The following is a 20,267-nucleotide window of genomic DNA, read 5'->3' on the forward strand; positions in this document are numbered from 1 at the left end:
AAATGCAATATATCGCCCACATACGGGAAAGCGACCAAGAGATTCAAACGGTTGCCGAACATCTATTGGAAACCCGACAATTAGCAGAAACCTATGGAGACAAAATAGGTATTCGACATATCACCGGACTCGCTGGCATGCTTCATGACTTGGGGAAGTACACGGAAAAGTTTCAAAATTACATACGTTTGGCGGTACAAAATCCTGACAATCCACCGAAACGAGGAAGTGTAGATCATTCTAGTGCGGGTGGAAAGTTATTATTTAATCTTTTTCACATTCAACCTAAAGGCACATTCGATAAGCAGGATTTATTTATCAAATATGTATTGACCGAAGTTGTAGCAAACGCTATTATTTCACACCATTCTTATTTGCAGGATTTTTTAAACCCACAGCTGGAATCAAGATTTTTGTATCGGGTGCGTGACCTAGAGATAGAGGGGTTTGAAGATGCAGTAACGCTTTTCTATGAGCAGGTCATGGAGGAATCTACATTTTTTGATTATGTGAATCAAGCAAAGGCTGAGTTGGATCAATATATGAACCGAGATGATGAGGCAGATTTTGAACTCAAATTGATGTATTTATCCAAGTTTGTGTTTAGCGCTTTGATCGATGCAGATCGAACCAATACTCGCTGCTTTGAAGAAAATAAGAACACAGGCGATAAGATCGCAGTTGAAGCAATGAATTACCAAAAGTTATTTCATGAGTATTACGAAAAATTAATGATGCACATCAAATCCCTACAAGCAGCCAAGGATGCCAATACACCTATTAATCTACTTAGGAAAGAAATGTCCGAACAATGCGAACAGTTTGCAGAAAGGCCCTCTGGAATACATACGCTCTCGATCCCCACAGGCGGTGGAAAGACGCTCGCCAGCTTTCGTTATGCCTTAAAACATGCTGTAACATTTAAGAAGAAACATATTATTTATGTCGTTCCATTTACGACCATTATTGAACAAAATGCCCGAGAAGTTCGCGAAATAATAGTGGACGATGCGAATATTCTGGAACATCATTCTAATGTGGTCATGGACGATGTAGAAGAGGGAGAGAGTAATGAGCTTGAAGATGTAGTTGTGAGTACGCGCCAAAAATTAAAGCTGGCTAAGGACAATTGGGATTCGCCGATCATTTTCACCACAATGGTGCAATTTTTAAATGTTTTTTATGCTGGCGGCAGTAGAAATATTCGTAGACTTCACAATTTAAGCGAGTCTGTCATTATTTTTGATGAAGTACAAAAAGTTCCTACTCACTGTATTTCATTATTTAATCAAGCAGTGAATTTTTTGAAAACATATGCTCATTCAGGTATTGTTCTCTGCACGGCTACACAACCCGAATTGGATTTTGTACATAACAAGCTAGAGATCGAACCAGATGCAGAAATGGTGCATGACCTGAACCATGTTATAGAAGCGTTTAAGCGGGTTGAAATTGTGGATAAAGCAACGGATATGAAATTTAATACGGAGAAACTTGCCGACTTTGTTGAGGAAAGACTTGCTGATGAACAAAGCGTGCTCGTTATTTTAAATACAAAAACAGTGGTGAAAAACCTATATCACAGATTAAAAGAAGAAAGCGGTACAGTCCCGATCTACCATTTAAGTACATCCATGTGTCCAGCTCATCGCAATTCCATATTGGAGAAAGTTAAAAATCACCTGCAACATAAAGAGCCTGTCGTTTGCATCAGTACACAATTAATTGAAGCGGGAGTGGATATCAGTTTTAAGTGTGTCATTCGGTCCTTGGCTGGTTTGGATTCCATTGCTCAGGCGGCGGGCAGATGTAATCGCCACGGAGAAGATAGAATGAAGCAAGTATATGTCATTGACCATGAAGAAGAAGATCTCAAGCGATTAAAAGAAATCAGAATAGGTAAAGAGATTTCCAGAAAAATGTTCATTGACTTAAAACGTAATAAAACTTGCTTAGGCGGAAACGTATTATCAGCTCAGTCCATGGAAATATATTTTCAAAAATATTATTCCGAGTTAAAGACCGACTTAAATTATTTTATTCCTAAATTGAGAAAAAACATGACTGAACTATTATATACCAATCGTATAGAAAATACTTATTTTCAATCTTATTGCAAAGAAAATGAGACGATTCTTCCCTTATTCTTAGCGAATAGCTATAGGACCGCAGCGGACCATTTTCAAGTCATTGAGGATCATACTACGGCGGTAATTGTTCCTTATGGGGATGGAGAAAAAGAAGGAAAGGAGATCATCGCGGACCTAAATGGACAGCAAAGCATAGAAGACCTTACCGATTTGTTACGCAGGGCACAACAATTCACTATTAATATATTTAACTATGAGAAAGACCGATTAGATCAAAATAAGGGGTTAGTTTCTTTTTTGGATGGAAAAATATATGCACTAACCGATGGAGCTTATGATGACAGTTATGGACTTAACCTTGAAAATGACAGTCTGCATAGTAGATTTATCCTTTAAAAACACTTTAATTGGGTCTAGGGACTTATATTCTACATTGACTGACCCTGCCAAAAGTAATATTCTGGTACTGGGTTTAGAAAAAATAGTCATAGAAAGGAGGTAAATGCTAGTTGAGAAATGCGATCGAATTTAAAGTTTATGGAGATTATGCACTGTTCACAGATCCACTAACCAAACTTGGTGGTGAGAAATTAACTTATAGTGTCCCAACATATCAGGCGTTAAAAGGTATTGTCGAAAGTATTTATTGGAAGCCTACGATTATGATGGTAATAGACAAAGTTCGTGTTCTTCATGCTATTCGGATGGAATCCAAAGGCGTTCGCCCCATCGAATATGGCGGTGGTAATACCCTTGCTAATTATACTTACTTGAAAGATCCCTGTTATGAGGTTCAGGCTCATTTTGTATTTAATCCGCATCGTCCCGAGATGGAATATGACCGTAATGAGAATAAGCATCATAACATTCTCAAGCGATCATTACTTGCTGGTGGACGTAGAGATATTTTTCTAGGTACACGAGAATGTCAAGCTTATGTAGAGCCTTGTGAATTTGGTATAGAAGCAGGTTTCTACGATAATTATGGTGACATTCATTTAGGCAATATGGTACATGGGATTAACTATCCAGATGAGACAGGCAGGGATCAAATGGAAGTCCGTTTGTGGAATCCAGTAATGAAGGACGGAGTCATTGATTTTATTCGGCCGGAAGAATGCACACAAGTTCGCACAATAGCGAATATGCAACCTAAACGGTTTAATGAAAATAACGTTCAATCCGCTGATGAGCTGCTTGCGCAATGGGAAGGGTGGGAAATTAAATGAGCTGGTTGTTAAATTTATATGAAACGTATGAATCTAATCTTGACCATGTTGGTGTGATTGAGAAGAAACATAATGATCGTGAATATACATTGTTGCCTATTTCCCACACGACCCAAAATGCGCAGATCGAAGTCGAAGTTACAGAACAAGGTGATTTTCATTCAGCCAGGATATTGGATAAAAATGAGTTTAGTACATTGATTCCTTCTACTGAAAAATCCGCCAGTAGAGCCGGCTCTGTCATATCGCCTTATCCGCTGCATGATAAATTAAGCTATGTTGCCGGAGATTTTGTAGCATATGGTGGAAAAATAAAAAAAGAAGAGCCATTTTCTGCTTATATTCAGCAGTTAGAAGGCTGGGCTACTTCAGATTATGCAACTTCTAAGGTGAAAAGCATATATCGTTACTTAAGCAAGCGCCGCCTGATTAAAGACTTAGTAGACGAGTCGATTTTATATCTTGATGCGAATCAGAAATTAATAAGTACATGGGACAAGAAGTACGAACCTATACATGGGGAAAAACCACCTATATTTACAGCGGTTCCTGGTGAACAAGAGAGCGTATTCATTCGTTTTAATGTGTACTCTCCAGATAAAGTTTTAGCTAAAGTTTGGGAAGATAAAGAAATGTATGATTCATTTGTTGGTTACTATAGCCAGTTGCTGGGAGAAGAAGACATTTGCTATGTTACTGGAAAGCAGCTCCCTAGCACAGACAAGCATGTCAATAAAATCAGAAATTCTGGGGATAAGGCGAAGTTAATTTCCGCCAATGATACGAGTGGATTCACGTTCAGAGGACGATTTTCCCACAGTCATGAAGCTGCAAGTATCAGCTATGAAGTATCTCAAAAGGCTCATAATGCCTTAAAATGGCTCATTAACCGTCAAGGTAAAGTCATGGAGCAACGTGTTTTTCTAGTGTGGGGAAATGATGAACCGAGTATTCTGAATTTTACCGAAAATGATAATATCTTTGCAATGGGCTTGCCATCCAAGGCTAAAGAAATAAAAAGTCATACAAACGAAGAGTTTGCTTTTGAATTAGCCAAAGCGTTAACGGGTTATGCCAATACACTAGCTGTCAAATCTAGTTCCAAAGCAAAAGTCAATATTCTTGTACTTGACTCAGCAACAACAGGACGGATGGCTGTGATCTATTATCGGAATTTGGATAAAAAATTGTATTTTGAAAAGCTTATTCACTGGCATTCCACCTGTGTATGGCTTCATCGCTATCAGAAGGATGAGCAAGGTGAATATTTACAATTTTGGGGTGCTCCAGCAACGAAAGATATTGCTTTTGCAGCATACGGTTCAAAGGCTAATGATAAACTCGTTAAGGGTTTGATGGAACGAATGCTCCCCTGTATAGTAGATGGTCAAAACATTCCTCAGGATATTGTGAGGAGTGCTATTAACCGCGCCTCTAGCCCGGTATCCATGGACAAGTGGGAATGGGAGAAAACACTGAGCGTGACATGTGCTTTGGTTAACCAACGGGAGGGATACAATGTGGCATTAGATAAAGAAAATATGGATCGCAGTTATTTATTTGGCAGACTGTTGGCGATAGCAGATGTGATGGAACGAAGCGCATTAGACAAGGATGAGAAACGATCTACAAATGCAATCCGATATATGAATGCATTCTCACAACATCCAGAAAGAACCTGGAGGACCATTCAGAATGCCTTGCAGCCACATCAGGCCAGACTTGGTAAACGCTTAAGCTATTATTCCAATATGATTGATGAAGTGCTTCACAAAATCCCCTTCAACGAATTCAACAATAAACCATTGACCGGGAAATACTTGTTAGGACTCAGTAGCCAACGCTATGAAATCTACCATAATAATCATAAAAAAGATCTTGAGGGTAATAACGACAACAAGAGAACAACACCTTAGACATGAATGAACAGCAGGAATCCTAAGTAACTTTAAAAATATGTAGGTACATTAAAGGAGAGTAATCATATGTCCGTGTTGGATCACAAAATTGATTTCGCAGTTGTATTGTCGGTTACTAGAGCAAATCCCAATGGCGATCCCCTGAATGGTAATCGTCCGCGGCAAAATTATGATGGTTATGGTGAGATTTCAGATGTGGCTCTGAAACGAAAATTGAGAAATCGTCTGCAAGACATGGGAGAGTCTATTTTTGTTCAATCGAATGATCGTAAATCGGATGCTTTTAATAGTTTAAGAGAACGTGCAGATGCCAATCCTGAATTGGAAAAATTCTTCAAGGGCAAGGAAGGCTCAAGTGATGAATTTGCTAAAATTGCCTGTCAGGAATGGATAGATGTTCGTAGCTTCGGTCAAGTATTTGCGTTCAAGGCGGCGAGTAAGGGAGCAGGAGTGTCCGTTGGGGTAAGAGGGCCTGTATCTATACATACGGCAACCAGTATAGATCCTATTGATATTACAAGTATGCAAATTACAAAAAGTGTAAACTCCGAACCAGGGAAAGAAAGAGGTTCCGATACGATGGGGATGAAGCATCGGGTGGATTTCGGCGTGTACCTTTTCAAAGGAAGTATCAATACGCAGCTAGCTGAAAAAACAGGGTTTACCAACGAAGATGCTGGAAAGATCAAGGATGCGCTGATTTCGTTATTTGAAAATGATGTCTCATCCGCTCGTCCTGACGGTAGTATGGAGGTTCATAAAGTCTATTGGTGGGAGCACAATTCCAAACTCGGAAAATACTCATCTGCTAAAGTACACCGATCTTTGGAAGTGAAACCGAAAGAAAATGTAAGTGCAATCGACAAATCGTTTGATACACATTATGAATGTATATTAACACCGCTCGAAGGCTTAGAGGTCCAAGAGTATGCAGGTCTATAACGAAGAAGATTATTTGCTGCTGTCCGGTTTACAGCATTTTAATTTTTGTAGAAGACAATGGGCGCTTATTCACATTGAGCAGCAATGGGAAGAAAACGTGCGGACGATTGAGGGCAATCATTTGCACAGGAAAGCCGATCAGCCCATGATTCGTGAAAAAAGAGGGGATAAGCTCATCGTACGCGCGTTACCTATACATTCCAGAGAACTTGGAATTACGGGAATCTGCGACGTGGTAGAGTTCATATGTGATCCCCTTGGTGTTCCGCTTGCAGGAGAGGAAGGTACCTACCTTCCTTTTCCTGTTGAATACAAGCGTGGCAAACCAAAACGAAATGACTCGGATCATGCACAATTGGTCGCACAAGTGATGTGTCTTGAAGAAATGCTCGTGTGTGAGATTTCAAAAGGCTACTTTTATTACGATGAGATCAAACACCGTGTAGAGGTCATCATCACGGCGGCTGACCGAGAGCGTGTGCTTAGAAGCTTGCAGGAAATGCGGCATTATTTTGAGCGAAATCATACACCTAAAGCCAAAGCGGGACCACACTGCCTGAGCTGCTCACTACATAACATATGTGTTCCCGAAATATTGAATAAAAAATCAGTTTCAAGCTTTATTGAAAGCAGGATAGCTGAATGAAAAAATTACTAAACACATTATTTGTGACCATGCCAGATACGTACTTGTCACTAGATGGGGAAAATATCGTGGTCAAACAAGAAGAGTCCATTCTTGCACGGTATCCTTTGCACAATTTGGAGGCGGTTTGCACTTTTGGCTATTCAGGGGTCAGTCCAGGCCTCATGGGAGCTTGTGCAACACGCAATATAGACCTAACCTTTATGACACGAAGCGGACGCTTCTTGGCGAGAGTTACCGGGGAAAGCCGGGGAAATGTGGTACTTAGAAAAGAACAGTACCGGATTTCCGATGATGATAGAAGAAGTGCTCTTGTAGCCAGAAATATGATTATAGGCAAAATATATAACCATAAATGGATTTTGGAACGGGCAACGAGGGATTATCCACTTCGTATTGATACGGAACGCATGAAGAAGGTGACCGCTTCTTTGACAGAGATCATGAAGCAAGTCCGAGAAGTGGAGGAACTGGACATATTACGCGGTTTGGAGGGGACGGCGGCAGTTCAGTACAATTCCGTGTGGGATGATCTGATCTTGCAGCAAAAAGATGATTTTTACTTCCATGGGCGCCATAAGCGCCCGCCGCTAGATAATGTGAATGCCCTATTATCTTTTGCCTATACACTGTTATCCAACGATATGAAATCTGCACTGGAAGCTGTCGGTCTGGATGCTTATGTAGGTTTTCTGCATCGAGATCGTCCAGGGCGAGCCTCCTTGGCACTGGATGTGATGGAAGAGCTTCGAGGAGTATATGCCGACCGTTTTGTCCTTACATTGATTAACAAAAAATTGATTCATGGGAAAGGATTTTACAAAAAAGAAAACGGGGCTGTGATGATGGACGATGATACGAGGAAAATCGTATTGAAGGCATGGCAAGAACGAAAACAGGAAAAAATGATTCATCCTTATTTGAATGAGAAAATGTCTTGGGGACTGGTGCCCTATTCACAGGCTTTGCTCTTGGCTAGATATATTCGGGGAGATCTGGACGAGTACCCTCCATTTTTGTGGAAGTAGGTGTGAACACTTGCTCATTTTGATCACGTATGATGTAAGTACAGTAGACAGAGAAGGTAGAAAAAGACTGGCAAAGGTTGCGAAAAAGTGCGTAGATCACGGACAAAGGGTGCAAAATTCTGTGTTTGAATGTATTTTGGACTCGACCCAGTTCCGCAGCTTAAAGTATGAACTCGAAGAATTAATAGACCCAAAAGAAGACAGCTTGCGCTTCTACAACTTAGGAGATAACTACAAGAAGAAAGTAGAGCATATAGGGGCAAAGGAAGCTTACGATATGGAAAGCCCACTAATTTTATAAGGTGCGAATGTGAAGCTCACATAAAAACCCCGGGTCCTTCGCACCTCGAAATTTGTCGAAAAGCATTAGAATGCTGTCTATGAGAAAAAGTCAATAGTTGATACAAGCCTTTTTGGCATCAGTTTTTGCGACAATGTGTGGAATTGATATCATTAGGGTATGAATTACTGCATTTTCGCTGTCGCACTCTGTATGGAGTGCGTGGATTGAAATACATGCACGATTAAGCCCCATTGAGTCTTAATCAGAGTCGCACTCTGTATGGAGTGCGTGGATTGAAATATTACGGTTATCTTCGATTTTTACCACATTTTCTCCGTCGCACTCTGTATGGAGTGCGTGGATTGAAATCAGTCCTTCGGATCAGGAGCAATAGGCATAGCCTCGTCGCACTCTGTATGGAGTGCGTGGATTGAAATAATCATCATCATCTCCTCTTATTTTCTTAATAACGGTCGCACTCTGTATGGAGTGCGTGGATTGAAATCGATCATCGGTGACGAAGGCGTGGTGTACTACCCAAGTCGCACTCTGTATGGAGTGCGTGGATTGAAATTTTGTTTTGTGTAACAAAGAGGGTATTGCATAAAAGTCGCACTCTGTATGGAGTGCGTGGATTGAAATTTGATCACTATATAGCCATCCCTCGTCCCCTCTTAGTCGCACTCTGTATGGAGTGCGTGGATTGAAATTATATTGAAAATTGCACAGGGTCCGGGAATGTTACGTCGCACTCTGTATGGAGTGCGTGGATTGAAATTGTTTAGAAGTGTTAAATAATCCCGATGTTGTACGCGTCGCACTCTGTATGGAGTGCGTGGATTGAAATTCTTGATCTGGTTCGGGGTAGCTTGGGGAGTCATTGTCGCACTCTATATGAGTGCGTGGATTGAAATTTCACAAGTACCGCTCCCATCGAAATGAATAGAAGACACGTTGCGGAATTGAATCGCACAAGGGTTCTGACCAGGCTGTTATTGTTTCCGTTGATTGACTGGTTCTTTGCCGTCTGCACGTGCCATAAAGCCCCGGAATAACTCGGGAAGTGCCTCTGGATATTGCTGAATTACAGGAGCTCTGCTGCGATCTGTTTGAGCACTGGCGGTGTTGGGATGAGTTGGCCGTCACCTTTGTTGCCCTTGATGTAGGCTTTATCCTCGTAGGCATAATATACATCGCCTTGGCCCTCAACGACCGGGTAGCCGCTCTCATCATCAGTTAAAGATGTTAGCACGTGATTGCCATGTTGTGCGGCGTGCTCCTCATCATGCAAGCGCAGGATGCCGTCCTTACTTAAAAATGCGAAACGTGGTTGTGTAGTAGACACAATCATGTCCTCCTGAAATGATTTTTTTGAGAAATCAAAAAGGCCGACACATTGGGCGACCTGATTCACCGAGGCTGAAAAGCTGCGATGTGTTCCTTATTTGATTTTCAATGATACAAATTTACCATATGAAAAGTCGAGTGTTGGGCCTTAAAGGACCAAATTTAGGCCAATTATAGGCCACAGAAAAACTTTTCTGCGAAAATAGGTTATATTTGTCATTCATGTATGATAGTATTGTATTTAGCTGGCCAGCTACCAAGTTTATGTAATCTGGAGGATGAATGAATGAAAAAGCTGTCTGCAACCTTGCTGACACTCATTTTTTTATTGGTATTTTCCATCCCTGTATCCGCAAATCCAGCAGAGTCAGACTCACACGGCTTAGAACCCTTTAAGGATGCTAGTACAAAAAGCGAATCGGAAATTGACGGTTATTTAAAACAAATGGGCTTTACTGACGAAGAATTAGGTTTCACTCCATTGGAATTAAAAAAGGACATTGCGAGTAACGGTGGCACTAAGATAAAAATTGAAGAGTTAGACCCTGAAGTTGTCATTAAAGATGAAAATGGCAAAACAGTCGCACCATCTGATAAAATTTCTACTCAAGATGTAAAAGATGGAATCTTCAAAATGTACGGATATGCATTTAAACTCGAATCTCCGAACAGTAAAGAAAATGCCTACCATGTTTATGCTTCTTATAACTGGGAAAGAGGTCCTTTGGCTTATTACACTGATACATTGGCAATGGCTTGGCAAAGTAAAGTTACTCCTTATCGTTCTCCATATAGTGTCCATAACTGGAGAAGCGGATCGCACCTTTATCAGTACGAAAACCAACTACAGAAACAACAAATTGAGGGTGACGCCTTCGAGGTAGATGTTTTAGGATATCCAGATCCGCAAGATGGATTTGCCAGACAAGAAGTAAGAGCTCCTAAATCACTAACTGGCCAAACAGGCGCAGTGGAGATTGCTTATGCTCACAAGACTATTCCTGGTGTGGCATTGGCAATACTTAACTATTTCAGCATAGACTTCTCTGGAGCAGGACAACAAGAGTACCAAGACAGATTCAATTTTACTTACTAAAATAATTCACAAAAAAATAAAGGTACCGGGATAAACTTTGCCCGGTACCTTTAAATAAGTTGGAGGTAATAAAAATGGTCTATCTATATATGCTTGTCAGTCTCATAGTGTTTTATCTCGTAGTTTTCATTCTCTCTCTGTTCAATATTCATATAATTAAAGGTGATGAAACTACCTATATTTTACTGGTCCTCATAATCGGAATCCTTCTTCACAATTCTGAAAACAAAAAAGATAAGTAGGCATGCACCAATAAATTCGGCTATATAACCTCTCTACATACCCCACCTCATATACTTCGCCTCCAGTTCTGCCTCCTTGTCCACGTTGTATGTGGCGATTTCCTCCGTCTGCTTGCTGATCGCATTTGTAGATTGATGTTCTCTATATGAATACGCCTGAGTGGTTGTTGCTTCCCGACGAACAAAACCGATCTGACGATACTGCCGAACTGTCTCCAAATATTCCTCCACCGCAAGACGGGTGGCTTTTTCGTCGATCGGCAGAATATGAGGGCGTACAGGGGATAAAATGCGGAAGAACCACCGAAGGATGAAAAATCCAGTGCGGTGGTTCTTTTTTTTTACTCGTCTTGTATGCCATCATTATAGGGGGAGGGGATGAAGGATGTTCCAGGATTTCAAGCTCGTAAGTGACCGGCCGGTCTCGATACAAGTAAAAGAATACGTCAATCGTTTAATTATAAAAGGGGCGCTTCAGGCGGATCAGAAGCTACCTTCCACACGAGAAATGAGCGTTCTGCTTAAGGTGAGCCGCAATACAGTCATTGCAGCCTATGAAGGCTTGGAGGATGACGGGTTTACGTATGCGATTCCCGGAAAGGGTAGTTATGTGGCCGCCATGGTGGGCCAGTCGGCCGTAGATAACGGAGGATCTGACGGTTCTGCCACCTGGGAGATCGACTGGAAGGCAAGAATGAACGAGTATGCTGTATCGGCTGTTGATCTGGATATGATGAAGCAGGGCATTCGTGCCCAAAAGGGAACTATCTCGTTCACAAGCATCGCTCCGGATGAGCAGCTGTTTGATCTGGGGGATGTAAGGCGAGCTTTTATGGATCGGATGGCAATCGAAGGGCAGGTGCTGCTCAACTACGGCTATGCCAAGGGCTACAAGCCGCTGATTGATTATCTGATGCATTATATGGAGAACAAAGGCGTCGATATAATTGGCAAGGATATGCTGATTACAGGCGGGTTTACAGAAGGCTTTGACATTGTGCTGTCGGCTTTACGCCCTTCTGCACGCCGTGGAGCGGCAATTTGTGAAAATCCGACCCATCACACAGCGATCAAAAATTTGAAGTTGCAAGGATTTGAGATTACCGGCATTCCGATGGAGTGTGACGGTATTGATGTAGAGCGGCTAGAGGAGGTACTGCAGAACAATAGCTTCGATTTGGCCTATTTGACTCCTTCCTATCATAATCCGACAGGCATCGTCATGTCGCCGGCAAAGCGCAGCGCTGTTATGAAATTAATGGCACGCCATCAGATTCCGGTGATCGAGGATGGATTCAATGAGGAGCTGCGTTACTCGGGAGCGCATATTGCGCCCTTAATAGCGACAGCAGGCCAAGGGAACGGAGTAATCTATATTGGCAGCTTCTCCAAGGTGCTGTTCCCTGGCTTGCGTGTAGGCTGGGTGCTTGGAGACCGAGCACTGATTGACACTCTGGAAAGCATTAAGCGTGCGCGCACCATTCATACCTCAACAATCGATCAATCGATTTTATACCAATATATGCTTAACGGAAATTTCGATAAACATGTAAAAAAAGCACGTACAGAGTATAAGCGCAAATATGAGCTGACAAAGGCATGCTGTGAAGCACATCTTCCTGAGGCGCAGGTGTCTGGTGACGGGGGCTTGCATTTGTTCCTTACCTTCCCGGCAGGCGTAAATACACGCCAGCTGCTAGAAGCTTGCAACGAACAGGGCGTCATTTTTACACCGGGAGACAAGTTTTTTATTCAAGAAGGCGAAGGGACGAATACATTGCGGCTTGGGTTTTCACGAGTAACGGATGAAAATATCGAACGGGGTATTCAAATAATCGGCAAACAGACACGTAACTTTCTTAAAGCATAATGGTTAGAAAAGAGCTACAGAGACGGAATATTGTTCTGGAGAAGCACCAGCGATCAAAAGAACAATCCGTAGCCACATAAAGATTTTGAAGAAAAATGAGGTGTCATGATGAAAATTGGCGTTATTATGGGCGGTATTTCCTCTGAGCGTGAGATTTCTCTGCAGACAGGTCAAGAGATGATCAATCATTTGGATCGCAGCCGTTATGAAGTGGTTCCAATGGTGATCGAGCAGCGAGCGGATTTAATCGCGCAGGTCCAGCAGACAGGCATTGATATCGCGCTGTTGGCACTGCATGGTCAGTATGGCGAGGACGGCACGGTGCAGGGAGCGCTGGAGACGCTGGGCATTCCCTACACAGGCAGCGGTGTCCTGGCAAGCAGCTTATGCATGAATAAGCAGTTGTCCAAGATGCTGTTGAAGGCAGCGGGTGTGCATACGCCTTCAGGCCTTTACTGGCAGGGGATGGACGATTATGATCCGCAGGTGGTGGAGCGTTTGGGCTACCCGGTTATTGTGAAGCCGAATACAGGGGGATCCAGCATTGGCATCCAGCTTGTACAAAATGAGAAGGAGCTGCTACCAGCTGTTCAGGAGGCTTGCAGCTTGGATCAAGCGATCTTGATTGAGCCCTATCATAAAGGGAAGGAGATTACCTGCTCCATCGTAGATGGCGAGGTATTACCGATTATTAGCATTAGCTCCGCTCGTTCGAAGTGGTTCGACTACAAAGCAAAATACGAGGTCGGCGGTGCTGAGGAGAAGGTGATCGAGCTTCCCACCGTTATTGAACAGCGTGTGCGCGAGGCGGCACTGGCCAGCTACCGGCTGCTGCAATGTAAGGTCTATGCAAGGGTCGATATGATTTTGTGTCAGGATAGACCTTACGTGCTGGAAGTGAACACATTACCGGGAATGACCGCCAACAGCCTGCTTCCGAAGAGTGCGGCAGCTGCGGGTATAACCTTTACACAGCTACTGGACCATATTATTGCCAGCTCGCTCCATGAGCGGAAACAGGAATGGGGGATGGCGTAATATGTTTAGTGAAAAGGGGACAGGGCGGTTTGTATCCTCGCGTGTACGGGATATTCGGCCATCGGGAATTCGCGCTTTTTTTGATCTGAATGCAGCAGGCGGAGGTACAATCGCCCTTGGGGTCGGAGAGCCTGATTTCGTTACACCGGAAAAGGTACGTGAAGCTTGCATTCAGGCATTGCGTGAAGGACAGACGAAATATACTTCGAATGCCGGCTTGATGGAGCTGCGGGAGGAGATCTCGGCTTATTTTTCCAGCAGCTTCGCGCTTTCCTATGACCCTGAGCAGGAAATGATTGTGACGGTGGGGAGCAGTGAAGCCGTCGACCTGGCGCTGCGAGCAGTGATCGATCCGGGTGACGAGGTGCTGATTCCAGCACCAAGCTATATTGCCTATGAACCCATTACCCATCTGCATGGCGGTAAAATTGTAGAGGTGGCGGCTACGGCAGAGGAGCAATTCAAGCTGACCCCGCAAGCGCTGCAAGCGGCAATTACACCTCATTCAAAGGTTTTAATGATCAATTATCCCTGTAATCCGACTGGAACAGTTATGACGGAGCAGGATTGGCTGCCGATGACAGAGCTCATTATCAAACATAATCTGGTCGTCATTTCGGATGAAGTGTATGCCGAACTGACTTACGGGAGAAAGCATGTCAGTATCGCCTCTTTGCCGGGCATGAAGGAGCGTACGATTGTCATCAGTGGTTTTTCCAAAGCATTTGCGATGACAGGCTGGCGGGTAGGCTATGCGTGCGGTCCGCATGAGCTGATTGCCGGCATGCTGAAAATCCACCAGTACACAGCCATGTGTGCGCCCACCATTGCACAGATTGCCGCGCTGGAATCATTGCGCCATGGCTTGGCTGCCAAGGATGAGATGATGGCGAGCTACAATGAACGTCGCAAGCTATTTGTGGCCGGCTTGAATGCAATCGGGCTTGCTTGTCATGAGCCTGAGGGGGCTTTCTATGCCTTCCCTTCAATTACTTCTACTGGCATGTCATCTGAGCAGTTTGCACTTCGTATGCTGAAGGAAGCAAAGGTGGCGGTCGTACCAGGACATGTATTCGGATCAGGCGGAGAGGGCTTTATTCGCTGCTCATATGCAGCCTCGCTCGTCGATTTGGAGAAGGCGCTGGAACGGATGGGAAGGTTTATGCAGGTAATGCAGCCGGTATGATGAACAGGATTAATAACTCAACTTTTGCCGAACGTTTTCATAAAATATTTTACAAATACCTTTATGATTTTCGGAAATATAAAGGTATTTTTCTGACCAATGTAGTGGATATTTCCGGATGTATTTACCCAAAGCCAGAACGTTCAGCTTTGGTGTTAACTGGTGGAACCCTGCTTTTAAATGAGCTATCGATGAATTAAATATATTCGAATGTGCGCTTCCTCCTTCACAGGTGGCAGAACTGGCAGAGGTGAAATAAGTCCAGGCAGGTATTTGTTGCTAAGCCAAAAAACGAGTCTGTTCAGGTGCGAATGTGAAGCTCACATGAATTCTCCGAGAGATTCGCACCTCAGATTTTGTCGAATTATATCGAATGTGAACAAGTTTTAAACGATCGCAAGAGGATGAGGTAATATTAGATGCGTTTTTGCCAAAATAACGCTAGAATGGTACTTAAATAGGAGGCATTTGACCCATTTTCGCTGTCGCACTCTATATGAGTGCGTGGATTGAAATTTTTAGGTATGTGGATTATCAAAATAAATATGGCGTCGCACTCTATATGAGTGCGTGGATTGAAATTTCGATGAAAAAATAGTCTTCAAATCTTCCACCAAGTCGCACTCTATATGAGTGCGTGGATTGAAATTTGAGCGAGCCATAAAGGTACTCAGACATTAGGCTCGTCGCACTCTATATGAGTGCGTGGATTGAAATATACACCGCATCTGAAAGAGATACGATCGTTAAAGTCGCACTCTATATGAGTGCGTGGATTGAAATTATCCGTGCTAAAGCAGCTTGTAACGATGCTGCGTCGCACTCTATATGAGTGCGTGGATTGAAATGATCCGGCTTTTTGTATACGGAAAATGATTGGCGTCGCACTCTATATGAGTGCGTGGATTGAAATGATCCGGCTTTTTGTATACGGAAAATGATTGGCGTCGCACTCTATATGAGTGCGTGGATTGAAATCGTCATTTTGCGCGAATCGTTAGAAGCAAAACGGAGTCGCACTCTATATGAGTGCGTGGATTGAAATCTCAGTAAGCCAGTCATAACAAGCGAGATAATAGTCGCACTCTATATGAGTGCGTGGATTGAAATCTCTTTCGTAGGTGTTTTGTATGTTCCGTCGTTACGTCGCACTCTATATGAGTGCGTGGATTGAAATATCCAGACAGATAATGGACGAAGGCTGCTGCGCAACAGTCGCACTCTATATGAGTGCGTGGATTGAAATCAGACGCATGTAAAGCTGGTGTCATTCAGAATCGGTCGCACTCTATATGAGTGCGTGGATTGAAATGCGTAGACTACGAGGTCAGCCACGCCATCTCCGCGGTCGCACTCTATATGAGTGCGTGGATTGAAATCTCTCCTTGCCCTTTAGGGGCTGTGATTTTATTGTCGCACTCTATATGAGTGCGTGGATTGAAATCAGTAAACAATGAAAATCGCATCGCGCACTCTATATAAGTGCGTGGATTGCGAATTTGTTGGCTGCTAAAAGGTTTGGTTTAGAACAAGTCGTGGTTCAGTACAGTCAGCATTTTCATTTTACAAACGAAGATTTGCACGAGGAGGATTATATGAATAAAAATGATGATCGTCATGATAACACCCCAGAATAAAGAAGGCAGTCGAAAATATAGACGTACTCTTGATAAACTTTCTAATACATAAATAATCAGTCAAATAAAACGCCGTTTGGAACGGAGAAAGCAATCACTATTTATCAAGTTTGTCCCTAATTGACAATGAAGTAGGTTGGGTTATTTTTATGAACGTAAGGAATTTGAAATTCACAAATCTAATATTTAACAGTAAAGCTGATCCTAGAAAGGATCAGCTTTACTGTTTACCCATTCCACTATACAAGTAAAAGTACTTTTTTACTTGTGAGTCTTTAGCGTTCTGCCCTTAAAGAGAATATACGACAGTTCATGTTTGATAATTTTTTTATTCTCTATTGTTTTCACATAATCTATGTCATATTTGCGAGTTACAATTTCATCCTTATCTATACTGGGTCTTTTGCGATTTCTATTTTCCCCGGCCGTGCTATCGTCAGAAAAAATAAAAGTGGTATTTAAATCTTCAATGCCCTCACTAATCTTTTTCCCTGTCATATTCTTAGCTGTAATGGCCAGATGAATTTTTTCTCCCATGGCCAATTTGTACGATAATAACTGAAATGCATTTTCATTATCAACATGTTCTCTAAAATGATCCAAATCTTCTACATTCTCCATCATAGGTGTCTTCATTAATTCTTTCCCTGATAGGGAATACAGTTTATTTTGCTGATCCCATTCCTGGTGTATGTCTAAGTGCTTAGTAAGTACCCCTAAAGGGACAAACATCGCATTTTTATAAAGCACAGGGACGGTATCCATCACGGACGTGCTCGAGTCGGTAACAATCTCAGTGGAGTTCATTTTAAACTCAACCTTGTGTGTTCCAAACTTAATTGTGGCCGTATTAGAAGTTGGGTTAAACGTAGTCTGTCCCCCCAACAAATCATTAATGGATCTCAAAGGCACCATATAGCGATTATTCTGATCAATATAAGGTGCTTTAGGAGCTGTGAACAAGACATAGTAATTGTTAATCTTCAAAAATGGAGAGCTTGGAGCTATACTCTGAGCTGACATTTTTCCTGTATAGGGTAGAGAAAAACAAAGAAACAATGCACCTATAAGCATAATTCTGAACAACATCTTTCCCATAAAAATATCCTCCTTAAAAGAGAGGGGCTAGCAGCCCCTCACGGAATTCAATCTAAAAATATATTATCTGTTTCTTCTCCTCCATGTACGTAATCCACTACAACTTTACTCCGTGGCATAGAACAATAATCATAGGTTTGACTGTTTCGCCAAGGGATATTATCTTCTGAATTTGTACCAATATAGGATGTAGCCCAACGAACTTTCCGGATATAAGAGCCATCGTTATAGTCTTGTTGGCCTTGTATCTGCCCGATACTTGTCGTTCTTTTAATAAGGTTACCATTACCAGTAGCCGTCCAACCTGGGGCCGGCTCAACATAGGTTCTACTTATCTTTTCACCGTCTGCGTAGCCTGATACAGTCAAGGCAATGTTACCGTCAGAAGGAACATAAAATTTCATTTGCACTTCCTGATCAGGCTCAAAGCGTGGCTTAAAACTATAAGGCTCTTTTACACCTTCAATGAGCATGAAAGGAGCCCAGTCATTATATTTTGTACTATGTTGCAAACCAACATCAACCGCCATATTGGTGTTACTCCAACCACCCATATAGATAAATCCTGTGCTTCCATTATAACCACTATTATTATCACGTATCTCTCTAGCACTTGGTAAATGAACTCGTGTACTAGCCCATGCAAACCCTATATGTGACCATACCGAACGATACGGCCCGTTTCTCAGGTCTCGACATTCAGGGAAGCTCGCGGAGTTAGTGCTAAAATCCATTGGTGTTAATGAATGATTTCCCATACACGCTGGTTTAGGCTGTAACACGGGTAAAGTATATAGCTGCCCCGTCGAATCTTTATACCTATTATTTTTATACGTAGTATCAGTTACGGATGTGAGGGATGAATTCGAATTCTTATACGTAACCTGACTCACTGGTTCCAGGGGGATAACTTCCTGCCTTAAACTTTCCTTGTTTACCAGCACTTTGCCCGTTTCATCTATGTATGTAACGTTTTCTCTGTCTTCGGGGTCCAACGAGTTGATGATATCGCTCAAAAAAGCATTGTCTGATTTGGTCATCGATGGATTGATTAACTGTTCATTTTGGAGTGATTCTGCACCCACTGAACAAGTTAGCGATAACGAAAGCATGCCTACAACCACACACGTACACAAACTCTTAACCTTCAAAATCCATTCATCTCCCTCAAATTTTTGTTGTTACAATTACATAAAAAATCACTATCCTCCTTTTTTTGGTATTTTAAGCACGAATCTATTATGTACAAAACGATACATTAAATCAAGATCATATAATTTACCATATTTCCAATAAACATGGTTAAATATTTAAAATGGAAACCAATCAAAAGCAAGCATGAGGTAGATTCTGACCGTTGCTGACTTATAACTCTCAAAACTCTATTTCTTAACTTCAACCTCTAATTAAGTAGAAGTAATGGACCTAGACGCGGACGTATGATGTACATTCAATCTCGTATGATGATGATATAAACAGGGAGTATTGAGGTATTTATATGAAAACTGGATTATATTATCATCCAGGCAGAATTAAATCTGACCAATGTCCTGTCATCATGAACGCATCGCATCACAGAGAAGTGGAGGAGCTGGAGATTTTACGCTGTTTGGAGGGGAGGGAGGCCGTTCAGTACAATTCCGTTTGGGATGAACTGATTTTGCAGCAAAAAAATGATTTTTACTTCCATGGACGCCATAAGCGCCCGCCGTTAGATCATGTGAATGCTTTGTTATTTTTTGCCAATACACTGCTGCCCAACGATATGAAATCAGCACTGGAAAGCCGTCGGCTTGGATGCTAATGTAGGTTTTCTGCATAGAGACCATCCGGGATGAGCCTCCTTGTCACTGAATATGATGAAAGAGTTTCGAGGCGTATGCCGACTGTTTTGTCCTGTTTTTGATTAACAAGAAAATGGGCTGTCATGATGAAACGATGATACAAGGAAAATCGTAATGAAGGCATGGTACAATGAAACAGGATAGAATTATGTATCCCTATTTGAAAGTATTTTGGATTTGACCCAATTTCGACGTTTAAAGTATGAACTAGAAGAATTAATAGATAAAAGATAAGATAGCCTACATTTCTATAATTTGGGTGATAGTTATAAAAAGAAGAAGAGCATATAGGGGCTAAAGAAGCTTCCGATATGGAAAGCTCACTGATTTTATAAGGTGCGAATGTGAAGCTCACATGAAAACCCCGGGTCTTTCGCACCTCGGAATTTGTCGAAAAGTATAGAAGATGCTATCAGTGAGAAAAAGTCAATGGTTAATTTAAGCCTTTTAGACATTGCTTTTTTCGAAAATGCATGGAAATGATATCATTAGATAATCAATTACTGCATTTTCGCTGTCGCACTCTACATGAGTGCGTGGATTGAAATCTATAAGGCTGCGCCTGTAACCTATGGTAGTTTGGGAGTCGCACTCTACATGAGTGCGTGGATTGAAATATTCCCAATCCTTAAAGTTACCCAAGACGTGAAGTCGCACTCTACATGAGTGCGTGGATTGAAATTTGATGATTAGTCTAACTATAAAACCAGCAAATAAGTCGCACTCTACATGAGTGCGTGGATTGAAATAGCATGGTAGTCTTCACACCTCG

The 20,267-nt window shown here is 42.2% G+C and carries 17 protein-coding genes and 3 CRISPR repeat arrays (1 of these 20 cut by a window edge); of the genes, 13 read left to right on the forward strand and 4 right to left on the reverse strand.

What is annotated here, in order from left to right; translation table 11 throughout:
* Window positions 1-2 precede the first annotated feature (2 nt).
* From MKY24_RS10570 to cas2, 7 genes are all read left to right on the forward strand, one after another.
* On the forward strand, window positions 3-2,486 hold the full coding sequence (locus MKY24_RS10570; RefSeq protein ID WP_068940688.1) for a CRISPR-associated helicase/endonuclease Cas3: 2,484 nt from the start codon (window positions 3-5) through the stop codon (window positions 2,484-2,486).
* Between the two features lie 113 nt (window positions 2,487-2,599).
* A complete protein-coding gene (gene cas5c / locus MKY24_RS10575; RefSeq protein ID WP_023988272.1) occupies window positions 2,600-3,319 on the forward strand; it encodes a type I-C CRISPR-associated protein Cas5c in 720 nt (239 codons plus the stop codon).
* Window positions 3,316-5,235, forward strand: a complete 1,920-nt coding sequence (cas8c, locus tag MKY24_RS10580) for a type I-C CRISPR-associated protein Cas8c/Csd1 (protein WP_339201908.1) — start codon at window positions 3,316-3,318, stop codon at window positions 5,233-5,235. Before cas5c ends, cas8c begins: the two co-directional genes overlap by 4 nt.
* A gap of 69 nt (window positions 5,236-5,304) precedes the next feature.
* Complete coding sequence (gene cas7c / locus MKY24_RS10585; RefSeq protein ID WP_076156845.1) at window positions 5,305-6,180, forward strand: type I-C CRISPR-associated protein Cas7/Csd2; 876 nt, start codon at window positions 5,305-5,307, stop codon at window positions 6,178-6,180.
* Window positions 6,167-6,826, forward strand: coding sequence for a CRISPR-associated protein Cas4 (gene cas4 / locus MKY24_RS10590; RefSeq protein WP_339201909.1), 660 nt, complete (start codon window positions 6,167-6,169; stop codon window positions 6,824-6,826). Before cas7c ends, cas4 begins: the two co-directional genes overlap by 14 nt.
* Complete coding sequence (cas1c, locus tag MKY24_RS10595) at window positions 6,823-7,854, forward strand: type I-C CRISPR-associated endonuclease Cas1c (RefSeq protein ID WP_339201911.1); 1,032 nt, start codon at window positions 6,823-6,825, stop codon at window positions 7,852-7,854. The genes cas4 and cas1c overlap by 4 nt, the downstream gene beginning before the upstream one ends.
* 10 nt (window positions 7,855-7,864) lie before the next feature.
* Complete coding sequence (gene cas2, locus MKY24_RS10600) at window positions 7,865-8,155, forward strand: CRISPR-associated endonuclease Cas2 (protein WP_023988276.1); 291 nt, start codon at window positions 7,865-7,867, stop codon at window positions 8,153-8,155.
* 180 nt (window positions 8,156-8,335) lie between these two features.
* Window positions 8,336-9,052: a CRISPR direct-repeat array (repeat unit 33 nt; unit sequence GTCGCACTCTGTATGGAGTGCGTGGATTGAAAT).
* 169 nt (window positions 9,053-9,221) lie between these two features.
* Here the strand turns inward: cas2 and MKY24_RS10605 are convergent.
* A complete protein-coding gene (locus MKY24_RS10605; protein WP_034095017.1) occupies window positions 9,222-9,488 on the reverse strand; it encodes a hypothetical protein in 267 nt (88 codons plus the stop codon).
* Window positions 9,489-9,770: 282 nt separating this feature from the next.
* Between MKY24_RS10605 and MKY24_RS10610 the strand changes: the two genes are divergently transcribed.
* A complete protein-coding gene (locus MKY24_RS10610) occupies window positions 9,771-10,580 on the forward strand; it encodes a hypothetical protein (protein ID WP_023988278.1) in 810 nt (269 codons plus the stop codon).
* Between the two features lie 275 nt (window positions 10,581-10,855).
* On the opposite strand, the gene MKY24_RS10615 is transcribed toward MKY24_RS10610, so the two are convergent.
* Complete coding sequence (locus MKY24_RS10615; RefSeq protein WP_279830790.1) at window positions 10,856-11,041, reverse strand: hypothetical protein; 186 nt, start codon at window positions 11,039-11,041, stop codon at window positions 10,856-10,858.
* A 166-nt stretch (window positions 11,042-11,207) separates the two neighbouring features.
* Between MKY24_RS10615 and MKY24_RS10620 the strand changes: the two genes are divergently transcribed.
* From MKY24_RS10620 to MKY24_RS10635, 4 genes are all read left to right on the forward strand, one after another.
* Window positions 11,208-12,692 carry a PLP-dependent aminotransferase family protein gene (locus tag MKY24_RS10620; RefSeq protein ID WP_028542673.1) on the forward strand — a complete coding sequence of 495 codons (1,485 nt, stop codon included), beginning with the start codon at window positions 11,208-11,210 and terminating at the stop codon, window positions 12,690-12,692.
* Between the two features lie 108 nt (window positions 12,693-12,800).
* Complete coding sequence (locus tag MKY24_RS10625; protein WP_076264221.1) at window positions 12,801-13,730, forward strand: D-alanine--D-alanine ligase; 930 nt, start codon at window positions 12,801-12,803, stop codon at window positions 13,728-13,730.
* 1 nt (window position 13,731) lies between these two features.
* Window positions 13,732-14,916 carry an aminotransferase class I/II-fold pyridoxal phosphate-dependent enzyme gene (locus MKY24_RS10630; protein ID WP_068940708.1) on the forward strand — a complete coding sequence of 395 codons (1,185 nt, stop codon included), beginning with the start codon at window positions 13,732-13,734 and terminating at the stop codon, window positions 14,914-14,916.
* Window positions 14,913-15,116 carry a hypothetical protein gene (locus MKY24_RS10635; RefSeq protein WP_339201913.1) on the forward strand — a complete coding sequence of 68 codons (204 nt, stop codon included), beginning with the start codon at window positions 14,913-14,915 and terminating at the stop codon, window positions 15,114-15,116. Before MKY24_RS10630 ends, MKY24_RS10635 begins: the two co-directional genes overlap by 4 nt.
* Window positions 15,117-15,400: 284 nt before the next feature.
* Window positions 15,401-16,414: direct repeats of the CRISPR family, unit length 32 nt; unit sequence GTCGCACTCTATATGAGTGCGTGGATTGAAAT.
* A gap of 400 nt (window positions 16,415-16,814) precedes the next feature.
* Here MKY24_RS10635 and MKY24_RS10640 read toward each other — a convergent pair.
* Together MKY24_RS10640 and MKY24_RS10645 are read right to left on the reverse strand one after the other, a co-directional pair.
* A complete protein-coding gene (locus MKY24_RS10640) occupies window positions 16,815-17,651 on the reverse strand; it encodes a copper amine oxidase N-terminal domain-containing protein (protein WP_279830781.1) in 837 nt (278 codons plus the stop codon).
* Between the two features lie 47 nt (window positions 17,652-17,698).
* Window positions 17,699-18,775 carry a YrpD family protein gene (locus MKY24_RS10645; RefSeq protein ID WP_339201914.1) on the reverse strand — a complete coding sequence of 359 codons (1,077 nt, stop codon included), beginning with the start codon at window positions 18,773-18,775 and terminating at the stop codon, window positions 17,699-17,701.
* 374 nt (window positions 18,776-19,149) lie between these two features.
* On the opposite strand from MKY24_RS10645, the gene MKY24_RS10650 reads away from it, so the two are divergent.
* A complete protein-coding gene (locus MKY24_RS10650) occupies window positions 19,150-19,455 on the forward strand; it encodes a CRISPR-associated endonuclease Cas1 (protein ID WP_339201915.1) in 306 nt (101 codons plus the stop codon).
* Between the two features lie 556 nt (window positions 19,456-20,011).
* Window positions 20,012-20,267: a CRISPR direct-repeat array (repeat unit 32 nt; unit sequence GTCGCACTCTACATGAGTGCGTGGATTGAAAT); it runs 711 nt beyond the window's last position.

This window comes from Paenibacillus sp. FSL P2-0322 (assembly GCF_037975315.1).
Lineage (GTDB): Bacteria > Bacillota > Bacilli > Paenibacillales > Paenibacillaceae > Paenibacillus > Paenibacillus polymyxa_B.